Source organism: Kitasatospora sp. NPDC096204 (assembly GCF_044763205.1).
Lineage (GTDB): Bacteria > Actinomycetota > Actinomycetes > Streptomycetales > Streptomycetaceae > Kitasatospora.
Genome location: NZ_JBIWFT010000077.1, coordinates 1 through 11089 on the forward strand (window position 1 = coordinate 1; position 11089 = coordinate 11089).

General features: G+C 69.4%; 9 protein-coding genes and 1 pseudogene. 5 read left to right on the forward strand and 5 right to left on the reverse strand.

Going from position 1 to position 11089, the window contains the following annotated elements:
- The first annotated feature begins 105 nt into the window (after nucleotides 1-105).
- On the forward strand, nucleotides 106-1473 hold the full coding sequence (locus ACIQ87_RS39770; protein WP_402417094.1) for a hypothetical protein: 1368 nt from the start codon (nucleotides 106-108) through the stop codon (nucleotides 1471-1473).
- A 121-nt stretch (nucleotides 1474-1594) separates the two neighbouring features.
- Here ACIQ87_RS39770 and ACIQ87_RS39775 read toward each other — a convergent pair whose 3' ends face one another.
- Complete coding sequence (locus tag ACIQ87_RS39775) at nucleotides 1595-2554, reverse strand: replication-relaxation family protein (protein WP_402417096.1); 960 nt, start codon at nucleotides 2552-2554, stop codon at nucleotides 1595-1597.
- Between the two features lie 571 nt (nucleotides 2555-3125).
- Here ACIQ87_RS39775 and ACIQ87_RS39780 point away from each other — a divergent pair.
- The gene (locus ACIQ87_RS39780; RefSeq protein WP_402417098.1) at nucleotides 3126-4046 is read left to right on the forward strand and encodes a tyrosinase family protein; all 921 of its coding nucleotides are present in this window, start codon (nucleotides 3126-3128) and stop codon (nucleotides 4044-4046) included.
- A 249-nt stretch (nucleotides 4047-4295) separates the two neighbouring features.
- A complete protein-coding gene (locus tag ACIQ87_RS39785) occupies nucleotides 4296-4496 on the forward strand; it encodes a hypothetical protein (RefSeq protein WP_402417100.1) in 201 nt (66 codons plus the stop codon).
- 28 nt (nucleotides 4497-4524) lie between these two features.
- Here ACIQ87_RS39785 and ACIQ87_RS39790 read toward each other — a convergent pair whose 3' ends face one another.
- Nucleotides 4525-5511, reverse strand: coding sequence for an IS3 family transposase (locus ACIQ87_RS39790; RefSeq protein WP_402417106.1), 987 nt, complete (start codon nucleotides 5509-5511; stop codon nucleotides 4525-4527).
- Nucleotides 5442-5753 (reverse strand): transposase, encoded by a 312-nt coding sequence (locus ACIQ87_RS39795; RefSeq protein ID WP_402399720.1) that lies wholly within the window; start codon nucleotides 5751-5753, stop codon nucleotides 5442-5444. The genes ACIQ87_RS39790 and ACIQ87_RS39795 overlap by 70 nt, the downstream gene beginning before the upstream one ends.
- Nucleotides 5754-6206: 453 nt before the next feature.
- On the opposite strand from ACIQ87_RS39795, the gene ACIQ87_RS39800 reads away from it, so the two are divergent.
- Nucleotides 6207-7394: an ankyrin repeat domain-containing protein gene (locus ACIQ87_RS39800; RefSeq protein ID WP_402417101.1), complete on the forward strand. Its 1188-nt coding sequence runs from the start codon at nucleotides 6207-6209 to the stop codon at nucleotides 7392-7394.
- A 48-nt stretch (nucleotides 7395-7442) separates the two neighbouring features.
- Nucleotides 7443-8189 carry a hypothetical protein gene (locus tag ACIQ87_RS39805; protein ID WP_402417103.1) on the forward strand — a complete coding sequence of 249 codons (747 nt, stop codon included), beginning with the start codon at nucleotides 7443-7445 and terminating at the stop codon, nucleotides 8187-8189.
- Between the two features lie 104 nt (nucleotides 8190-8293).
- Here ACIQ87_RS39805 and ACIQ87_RS39810 read toward each other — a convergent pair.
- Both ACIQ87_RS39810 and ACIQ87_RS39815 read right to left on the reverse strand, forming a co-directional pair.
- Nucleotides 8294-9792, reverse strand: a pseudogene (locus tag ACIQ87_RS39810) (ISL3 family transposase).
- Nucleotides 9793-10257: 465 nt separating this feature from the next.
- Nucleotides 10258-10890: an SMI1/KNR4 family protein gene (locus ACIQ87_RS39815; RefSeq protein ID WP_402417104.1), complete on the reverse strand. Its 633-nt coding sequence runs from the start codon at nucleotides 10888-10890 to the stop codon at nucleotides 10258-10260.
- Between the last annotated feature and the right edge of the window lie 199 nt (nucleotides 10891-11089).

Below are 11089 nucleotides of genomic sequence, written 5' to 3' on the forward strand. Positions count from 1 at the left end.
TGTCGCAATCCACACCTGGCCAGAAGGCCCTCACTCATTTCAAGATCACAGCGCCGTGACCCCTGTCACCAACCTCCGTGGTCAGTACACCTAGGGTGCGGGGCCGTGGACGCTGCCGATCTTGATTACCGGGCCCGGACCTTGTCGGGCTGCATTCCTTCCTCGCTGGTGATCCGGCTTGTGGAGCTTGGCCATGAGCGGGAGGTGGAGTTCCAGGCCGGGCGCGGGGAGTGGTTCTGCGCGCTGGAGTGGGCCCGGTTGCTCGGCGACCGGCAGCAGTACGAGCAGGCGCTTCAGGTGCTTGCCCCGTACATTGCGACGGGCTGGTGGCCGGCCGCCCGGGCCCGGGCCGAGTTGTTGGAGGACTGGGGCAGGGCGCAGGAGGCGATCGAGCTGTCCCGCCCCTACACACAGGCTGGCGACCGGCAAGTCCTGGACTTTTTCGCGCGTCTGCTGGCCCGCCACGGTCGGGCCGCCGAGGCGCTCGCGCTGCTGCGGCCCGGCGTAGGGGACTGGTTCCTCGCTCAGGCCCTGGTCGACGTCGGCGATGCCGCAGGCCGGGATGAGGAAGTCGCGGCGCTGCTGGAAGCCCGGATCGAGGCCGCGGTCCCGGCCTGCGACGACCCCGACTGCCACCGGCTCCGTCTGGAGCCGTCCAATGCCTTCGACCTGCTCGCCACCGTCCGGGAACGGCAAGGCCGCGTCGAAGAGGCGATCGCCCTGCTGCGCCGCCGGGAGGTTACGTCGGTCAATGGCCGGGACGCGCTGGCCGACCTGCTGGCCAGGCACGGACGGATCGAGGAACTGCGCGCGTACGCCGACTCCGAACACCACGGGCACGCCGCGCGGAGCCTGGCCGAGGTGCTGGAGGAACGCGGCGACGAGGAGGGAGCGATCGCTGTGTACCGGACCTTCGCCGATAAGCCCCACGGCATGTGGCGCGTAGGCCATCTACTCTCCCAGCTCCTGGTCCGGCGCGGCCGCATCGATGAGGCGATTGCGGCGCTGCGCGCCCTGGCGGACTCCCCGGGCGGCGCGGACGACTGCGTCATCGATGCGCTGTGCACCCTGTATGCCGAGCACGGCCGCGCTCAGGAGGCTCTGGCCCACCTCGACGCCCTCAAGGAGCGGCGTGACGGTGAGGAGGAGTGGGACTTCTTCCAAATACGGCTGCCGCTCATGGCCGACTGCGGCCTGCTCGACGAAGCGATCGAGCAGGCTCGGGCGCACCCCGAAAGCGGCACCTGGTACGCGGCCTGGTCCCTCTCGCACCTGCTCGCCGACGCCGGCCGCACCGAGGAAGCCGTCACGGTCCTCGAGCAGCACCCCGGTTACAACGACACTGTCCTGGCCCACCATCTCATCGACCTCGGCCGCATCAAGGACGCCGTCCACCTCCTCCAAGCCCGGCCGAGCACCGCCCCGGATCCCGATCCCTGGGTCGGCACCTACTCCGACGAACCACCGTTCTGACACCGATCCGTACCCGCCCCTGCAGGTTGAGACCGCGGTCAAAGTCCGTTGAGACTGGTCAAACTTCGTTGAGACGGGTCACCCGCCCCTTCCGGGGCGGGCATCAAGGTGTCGGTGTCGGTCAGGGCGTGGAGCCGGTCAGCTCCACCACGGACCCGGCCCGGCCTCGAGATCGGCGATCGACCACCACACGTCGGCGCCCGGGCCTTCCTCCTCCAGATCCTCCAGCTTGGCGACCATGGCCGGGACGGTGCGCAACATCTTGGCGACGTACCGGGTGTGGGCGATGAACTCCAGATCGTCGGCGCGGTGGGCGAAGCCGGCCTGCCCGGTGCCGGTGAGGACGAACAGCAGCCTCGGGAAGCGCACGTAGCGGCACGCCGCCGCCCTGGGCCTCGATGGTGCCGGGCCGCACTCCGGCCGGCAGCGGCGCGGTGGCCCAGTAGCGGGCGTAGGCGTTCAGCTTGGCGGCCAGCCGGGGCCCGCCCATGGTGCCGCGGTCGACCTCGACGAACGCCAGGTTGGTGACCCGGGCGCCATCCGCGCCGGTGCGGCTGTAGTAGAGCAGGCCGTCCGGGCGCACGGTGCCCTCGCGACCCTCGGCGAAGCGGTGGGTGATCTCGGGGATGAAGTCGAACGGCCCGTAGGCGTCGCCCCGGCGGCGGGCGTCGGCCAGGAACACCAGGTGGGTTCGCACGACGGCGAGCTGGTGCCACAGCGTGTACTTGAAGGCGCTCTTGTCGCCGGGCGTCCTCGGAGCGGGGATATCAGCCAGTTCGGGGAAGGCGCCGGCGACCCTCGTCCCGTGCTCGGTCAGGAACCAGCCCCTCGCCCGCCCGGACTGGGGCAGCACCAGTTCCTCGGCCAGCCCCTCATCACGCAGCCGCCGCAGACGGGCCCGCATCTTCTCGATGCCCGCGTCCGGGGCGGTCAGCCGGCGCAGCTGCTCGGCGGTGGCGATCCGGAACTGGAACAAGGCGGCGAGCACGGACCAGGTGATCTCCACCTCCCGCGTCTCGCTGTCCGCCTCCGCGCCCGTCCTCGCTCTGGCCTTCGTCCTGGCGCTGTCGTTCTTCGTCATCGCAGGGGTGCCCCTTCGGCTGAGCGCGGAGCCGGGTGCTCCGCGCGGTCGCCGAAGGGAAGCCCGCGAACCTTGGTGAATACCTTGGTGAACAGCCCCCTTGGCCGCAACGATCACGTAACGGCCGACACCAACGTTGGTGGCGCGACGGCTGCCAAGGTTGGCGGATGTCCTGTGACAGCAGAAATGGACCGATTGCCACGAAGTTGGACCGCCGCTGGTCTGGCCCCAGGATGGCGATCCACCAGCCGCAGCTTTCAGCCTCGCCGTGCCCGCGCGCCGGTCAGCCCGGCCGCGCACGAGGTGGGCACCCCGTCCTCCTCGACACCCAGGTGTACATCCCACTCGTTCTGCATCACGCACGCCCGGGTGCCGGACTGCCCCACCCGCCAGCGCGCTCCCGGGCGTGCCAGGGAGCAAGAGCAGTCCAGGCCAGCGGAGTTGATCACGCAATCCGCTGATCTGACGGAGTGACAGTCGACCCACTCGGCGCGTCCCGACCGCGCCCCGCGCACCCGTCGCATGACCGTGGCAGCAGACCCACCAACCACGTACCGAAGGGACGCTCCGCATGCCACCCATCGATCGGACCACCGCCGAACTCCCCGAGACCGGGCACTTCCCCAACCGCGAGGAGCTGCTCCGCGTCAAGGACGGCTGGGGCCTGCACCCGGCGCTCGACCCCGAGGCGGTGGCCGTCCGCTTCGACCGACATCTCGCCGCGCTGCCGCCCCAGCCCGCCGCCGCGGCCGGGGAAGGGGCCGGGCCGGACCTGGTACCCGCCGCCGCCGCGCGAGACTTCATCATCCAGCTCACCAGCAGCCTCACCCGCACCCGGGTCGACCACCGAAAGCTCAGCCAGACCGATAAGGACGCCTTCAACAACGCCCTGAAGGCCGCCCACGCCGCCGGCACATACCAGACGCTGGCCGACATCCACGGCGACATGAGCCACCGGATGCACTCGATGAGCGGCCCGATCGGCACTCAGCGCTTCCTGCCCTGGCACCGCCGCTACACACTGCAGGCGGAGAACGTGCTGCGTTCCGTCCAGCCCGCCAACGGCGCGCCGACCCTGACCATCCCGTACTGGGACTACGCCAACGACCACGACCGCCCCGACTGGGTCTGGCAGCCCCCGAACGTCACCCGCGGCATCCCCGGCGCGAACGGCGGCTCGCTGCCGACCCAGACTCTGATCGACAACCTGCTGCTGCGCCCGCGCTACACCCCGTTCACCAGCCACCTGGAGACGGACGCGCACAACGACGTGCACAACTGGTGCAACGGCACCATCAGCGACATCATGGCCGCCCCGCACGACCCGATCTTCTGGCTCCTGCATGCCAATGTGGACCGCATCTGGGACCGCTGGCAGCTCAACCACACCGGTAAGCCGAGCCTCTCCGGCAAGGACGCCGTCCTCGACCCCTGGACCAGCACCGCCACCGACGTGGCCAGCACCATCGCCCTCGGCTACTCATACGCCTGACCGCCGACGATGCGCCGCCGCCTCCCCCTGCGGGCCGGACCCCGCAGGGGGTGGAGCCGTCCGCCGCCTGCAGGCGATGCCGGGCGCTGCGGCTGGTGGACCGCCATCCTGGGGCCAGACCAGCGGCGGTCCAACTTCGCTGTCACGAACCACCGCCGGTCCAACTTCGGTGGCAATCGGTCCATGTCTGCTGTCACAGAACACTTGATGCCGCGGAGCGGTGTCGGCGGCGGCCTCTACGGTGAGCGCATGACTGCTGCTGCCTCCGGCTTGGTCGGGATCGCCGTCGACGGCTTCAACCAGGCCAGGGTTCGTCTCACCCGGACGCTGGAGGAGACCCACAACCTGTACGCGATCACCGTGCCAGTGATGGAGACGGCCTATTGGGCGCGCACCATCGACGAGCAGTTGTCGAAGGCCGACCCGGCCTACAGGGACTCCCGTAACTGAGCTTCCCCCGTTGAGCGGGAGGTGCTGATTACCTGGTCAGGGCGGGTGTGGGTGGTTCGACGGCCACTGATTCGGCCGTCGCCTGGTCGGCGTAGTACTTGGCCTCGTATTCGTCGGGGCTGAGCCAGCCGAGGCGTTTTTGGATGCGGCGCGTGTTGTACCAGCCGTCGATGTAGGCGAAGAGGGCCAGGTCGGCGTCGGTGCGGGTCGCGAAGGCGGTGCGGCGCACGCACTCGGTCTTCAGCACGCTCCAGAAGTTCTCCGCCAGGGCGTTGTCGTAGGAGTCGCCGACCGTGCCCATGCTCGCCTCGATTCCTGCTTTGAGTAAGCGGGTTGTGAGCTTGATGGATGTGTACTGGCAGCCGTGGTCGCTGTGGTGAATCAGTTTCCCGGGCTCGACGGGCCGGCCGTGCAGGGCGTACTCGAGGGCGGTGAGGACGAGGTCGGCGTCCGCCCGTTCGCAGGTGTGCCAGCCCACGATCCGGCGGGAGAAAGCGTCGCGGATCGTGGCCAGCCACCACGGTCCCTCACCGGTCGGGACCAGTGAGATGTCGGCGACCCACAGCCGGTTCGGCGCCGTCGCGGTGAAGTCGCGCCGGACCAGGTCCGGGGCGGGGTCGGCGGCCGGGTCACGGTGGGTGAAGGAGCGGGGCCGACGCGGGCTCACGCCCTGGAGGCCGGCCTGGCGCATCAGGCGTTCGACCCGCTTGCGGCCGACCCGTGTGCCCTCGCGCCGCAGGACGGCGTGGACGCGCGGGGAGCCGTAGGTGGCGTCGGAGTCGGCGTGGATGCGGCGGATGTGCTCGGTGAGTTCGGCGTCGTGGCGCTTGCGCTCGCACGGCTCGACGGCCTCGCGGCGCCAGCGGTAGTAGGTGGAGGCGGGGATGTGCAGTTCCCGGAGGACGGGCTCGGCCCCGAAGCGGTCCTGGTGCTCGTCGACGAGCTTCAGTACCGTCGCCGGGTCGGGTCGAGCTCCTGGGCGAAAAAAGCCGAGGCGGCCTTGAGGATCTCGCAGGACCGGCGGAGCTCGGCGTTCTCCTTGCGCAGAGCGGCCAGCTCCTCCTTCTCCGTGGTGGTCAGCCGGTCGTCGCGCTCGCCGCGGTCCGCCTCGTCCTGGCGGATCCAGTTGCGCAGGGCCTCGTGGTGGACCCCCAGATCGCGGGCCATCTGGCGGATCACGGGCTTCGGATCGGCGGATCGATACATCTCCACCGCACGCCGCCGCAACTCGGGCGGGTACTTCATCTGAGCAGCCATCACAAAGGCTCCCTTCTCATGGCCCATCAGGCCATACCCGGCAACCTTCCGCATCTCGGGGGAACCTCAGTCGGGTGTGACCTGTTGGTTGTTGTGGCGGGTCGGTGATCGGCTGAGCAGCCGTGTTTTTGGCTGGGGGTTTGCGGGTTGGTTGAGAAGGATCGGGTCGTGTGGGGTGGTGTTCGGGGTCGAGGCCGGTTGTGGGGGCGTTGTCGACCGGGGTGTCTGGGTTGTTTGACCTGCGTGTTTTGGTGGTTGGTTGGGAACTGCCAGGCGGCGTGAGAAGTAGTGGGGTTTTCCGTGGTCTGGATGAGAGCTCTGTATGTGCTGGGGGTGAGGTGAGGCAGGTCGTGCGTGGTGGTGGCCTGGTTGAGGAGCGCGCGGGTGTGGCAGCTTGGGGCGCGGGGCGGAAATGCGTTCGCCTGGAGTTCGGACGGTGGGCATGATCGGTCGGTGGATCTGCCTTCCCTGCTGGCCGCGATCGAGCGCGGCGACGACACCACGGTCTTCGAGTTCCTGGAGGGTGTCTTCCTCGACGATGTGGCGTACGACGGACTCATCGGCGACGACGGCGTGACCCTGTTGGCGGCCGCTGCGTATGCCGGGCGCCACGAAGTCGTCGACCGCCTGGTCGGGCGGGGCGTCGATCCGGCCCGGCCCTGGGCCGACGGCGTCGACCCGGTCACCTGGGCTGCCGAGAACGGCGCCTACTGGGTCCTGAAGGCGCTGCTGTCCCCCGACCGCGACCCGCTGCGCGTCGACAGCCCGCACCGCCGAGCGCTGTGGGGGGCGCGGGCGGCCCTGGAGGCCGGGGCTGGCGCTGGGTCCGTGCCGCCCCCAGCCCACCGGGCGGTCATCACCGGCCTGGAGGCGAGGCTCGGCGTGCACCGCACGCCGGACGAACTGATGGCCCGCGCCTTGGTCCACGCCGACCCCGAGCACGACGACTGGTTCGCGTCGCTGTTCCGGATCGCCGAGCCGGAGAGCCAGGAGAGATTCGACTGGGCCCGCAAGGTTGCCGAGGGCGTAGGGGAGGCCGGCTCGCTCGACCGCCGGCGCTTCGCGCTCGACGCGATCAACTTCCTCGGTTTCGGCCTCAACCCCGACAACGGCAACGACGAGCCGCCGTTCACCCGGGAGGCCGCCGCGTTCCTCCGGCCCCAGCTGGACACCGAGCAGGACCCGTACGCCCTGCGCACCGTCATCGCGGCCTTCACCGGCTACTGCTCCCGCGAGGAGCTCCCGGCCGTCCTGGCTTACGCCGACCACCTCGACCCGGGCGTCCGCCACTGCGTCGCCTTGGCGTTCCCCGGCCTCCTGACGGACCGCCCCGACGCGCTCGCCGCTCTCCTGCGCCTGGCCGATGACCCCGCCCCCGCCACCCGGACCAGTGCACTCCATGCCCTCACCTGCTCAGCCGTCGACAACCCCGCCATCCGCGGCGTGCTGGCGGCCCACCTCACCGACCCCCACTTCGACGCCCGCCTGGAAGCCGCCGCCGCTCTGGCCCTGCGCGGCGACGAACGAGGCACGCCAGTCCTCGACGAGATCCGCCGCGGCATCAAGAACCGCAGCAGCCGGGGCGCGGGTCGCCTCGAAGACCTCCAGCACCAGCTCCGCGCAGCATTCCCGGGCATGTGAACTGGCCCGGACAGGAATCGTGTCAGAAGTCTGGTCTAGGTTTGGCCTGTGAACCACAGCAACCTCACGGCCGGGGCGCCCCGCGAGCCTGACGTGCCGCCCTACCAGGTAGTCCTGGCGGAGACTGATTGGGGTTCGCTCCAGACAGCTTTCGGGAACGGTGAGTGCCTTCCCAAAGTCCTGGCACGGTTGCTGGAGCCTGATCCCAAGGTGCAGGTCACCGCTTTGTCGGAACTGAGTGAGCTGGTCGGCCACCAGAACACCATCTACGAAGCCACCGCCCCCGTCGCCATGTATGTCGCCGGCATCCTCACCCACCCGGCGGCCATGACCCTCCGGCCGTATCGCAACGTCCCCATCCGCGCGACATTGTTGAACTGGTTGGCTTCCACGGCCGACAACGCTTGTGACGAGGTTGTCGACCGCACCGAGCAGTACTTCCCTGGCTTCCTCACCCCCGGCACCATCGTGGCGGTCTTCCGGGACCTGCGCCCGATGCTTTATCGAGCCGTCGCGCCCTTCCTGCAGGACAGTCACGAGGACGTGCGCGAAGCCGCCAGCCTCGCCGCGCTCATCCTCGCCGAACACCCCGCGCTCGCCCAGCACCGCGATCACCTCGCCGTGCATGCGCGCCGCATCCTGGACACCAGCAGCGACGCCCCTAACCGGCGCGTTGCCTGGAAGGCCCTCGAAGCATGGGGCCACGACGTCACCGACATCGAACCTTTCCAGGAGAAGCCCTGGGACTGCGGGCCACACAGCGATGGCCGCGGCGATCTCGAACCTCCCTTCTGACTGATAAGCGAACGGCCCACCGGCCCAAGGATGTGCGGCCGGGGTCTGTACAAAGAACGGCTCTTACAAGATTTTCGTAGTCGGTGATCGCCCTTGGCTCTGGGTCAGCTGAGCAGGATGCGCTGGCGTAGAAGGCGGTGTCCGGCGCGGCCGTAGGTCTGCCGCTTGAGCAGCTTGATCTTGTTGTTGACGCCCTCGGTGCGGCCGTTGTGCCAGGGCAAGGTGAGGGCGTGGTCGACGCCGGCGCGGTCGCGCTCGAGGCCGGTGGCGTAGGCGTGCAGGAACGGCAGATCCGCCGCCCGGACCCGCGTGATCCATCCGGTCAGCGCCTCGGCGTTGGCCGGTTTCGGGGTGAGGAGGGCGGCGAAGTCGCTTACAGCGTCTGCCAGGGCGGTCATCTCCGGGCAGGCTCCGGCTAGTTGGTCACGCAGCACTCGCTGGCCCTCGCGCAGGTGGTCGGGGTCGGTGAGCAGGAGGCGGGCGGCCTTGCGCGGGGAGAGGCTGGCGTGGTCGGCCTCGACCCGGCCCTGGTTGATGTAGCGGACCAGGAGGTTCTGTAGCCCAGTTCTTTGATCTCGCGCAGGAGGTGGGTGACGGGCACTGCGGGGTCCTCGGCCCGGCGTCGGCGTAGATGGTCGCGGTAGGGGTCGACCAGGGTGGGCCGGTAGAGGGGTGCCCGCACCATGCGCTCGGGCTCGGCGTGGCGGGCGTAGCGCTTGACCGTGTTCAGCGCGAGGCCCAGACGGCGGGCGCATTCCAGCAGGCCGACCCCGGCATCGAGAAGTTGGTGGACCTGCTGCCACCGCTCGAGGGTGGTAGCGGCGCGGGTGCCCTCCTGAAGAGGCGGCCCGGCCTTGGCCCAGCATGCGCTGTGGGCTGCGATTTCCTTCTGCGCAGCCTCGGCCAGGCCGTGCCACAGGTGCCAGCGGTCGCAAACTTGAGTGATCGCGGGGTCGGCATCGGTGGTGGCCTGGGCGAAGCCCCCGGCGCCGTCCCGGCAGACGACCTCGATACCGGGGTGGGCCTTCAGCCAGGCGCTCACCGTCTCCATCTTGCGGTCCGGCAGGACCTCGATGCGCTCGCCGGTGGCGGCGTCGATCAGGATGGTGGCGTAGCGGTGGCCCCGGCGCAGAGCGAACTCGTCGATGCCCAGCACCCGCGGGACGACCCGGGCGGGCAGGCTGATGCGCATCAGGCAGTTCAGCACGCTTGCCCAGGTCAGCACGTGGTGCAGCACGCCCAGCAGGCGGGCCCCGGCCGACCCGGCCAGTGCCACGGCGACCGCGTCGACCACCTTCTGCAGGGCAGGAGTGCGACGCTGGTAACGTCGGGTCAGCCCGTCGATCTGCTCGGCGAAGGTGACCTTCTCGCAGGCTGGGTTCTCGCAGTACAGGCGGCGCACCGATAAGTCGATCACGACCGCCCGACCGCCCACCGCCTCGTCCGCGACATGCCGCTCGTATCGAGAGTGCACCCAGTCCGACGACTGCCCGCACAACGGACACGCGGCTGGCAAGTCATCCCTGGTCTGGGCAGTGATCCTCAGTAGATCCCCGCTGGCCTCCACGCGCTCGACCTGCACCGCGGCCAGCTGCGGCAGCAGGTCCCCCACCACGACAACACACCCAGACAGCGTCTCACCGCCAACCAAGCGACACTATAGGCGAGTTGAATCGATCACCGGTTACGGAAATCTTGTAAGAGCCGTTCACTGGACAGACCCCACATCCGCCCTGCTCTTCGGTCCGGGCGACCTGCCCGCGTTCCCGCCCGCCGTGCAGGAAGGCCGCCACCCGCGGGTGGGGCGTTCGGGTCAGCGAGGATCGGCACCGGCAGGGGCTTGGCGTTCTCCTCGTCCCACAGCGTGTTGCTCTGTTCGTCGAGTGGGAGGTAGCACCAACCGCGCTCGGTCCAGGCCAGCTGCAGGCCGTGCTCCCAGTGCTTGGCTGCGTAGGTGAGAACGAAGAGCACTTGTTGGTGAGAGCTGGCAGTACCAGGTGCCGTGATCGCTGCTCAGTGTTGGTGAGAAGTAAGAACGGTCGGATGAGTTCGGGTCTGCGGCTGACCGTCAGGACAGCACGGTCGGGGCTGGCCTTAGCGGCTGACCGTTCAGTTCGTGGCAGTTTTCCTCGTCCCACCACAGCTCGCCCTGCGCGGTGAGGTAAGGGTGCAGTCCGCGGACGCCTCCACCGTCGTGAAGCGCTCGCGCGACGGTGTGAAGGAGACCTGCCAGGCCGGGCCAGGAGTCGGTGAAGTCACCCCCGCCGCCGTGGCCGGCCCAGCCGAGACGCCCCATGTCCGGGCCGGGCCGCTGGTCGATCACCTGTGCCGCGCCGTCGGCGCTCTCGGCCCAGGGCACCCAGAGCGGGTGCCACCAGGGCTCGTCATCCCAGGGGCGGCTGGCCAGACCGTCGTTCTCCGTCGCGATGTCCCTGCAGGTCTGCCAGCGGTCCACGATTCCGCTCACCGACAGGGGAGCCTGCTCGGGCAAGAGGCTCGCCCAGGTGCTCAGCCCGTTGTGGCATCGCAGAGACTCGGCGAGATCACTGGGCAACGGGATGCCGAGGATCTGTTCCGCGGCCTGAATCTCGTCCGGTGTCGCCGGTGGGTTGAGCAACGCGAGGTCGGAAGCCGAGTGCGTCGCCAGCCAGGAATCGATCCGGCGCCATGACTCCGACGGGGACAAGATCTGCTGAGGCATGGCGTCATCCTGCCGCACGCGTCCGACATGGTGGGCCGAGGGCCTGACCAGGTAGCGGCGGGGTTAGGCGACCGCCTGCTGCTGTTCGGCTCGGGCGCGCGGAGTGTCCGCGATCTCCCAACCGTGGTTCTGGATCACTTTCCGTGCCAGAGCCACAGAGCGTCACCACAACCGCGATCATGAACGGTCGTGGCTGACG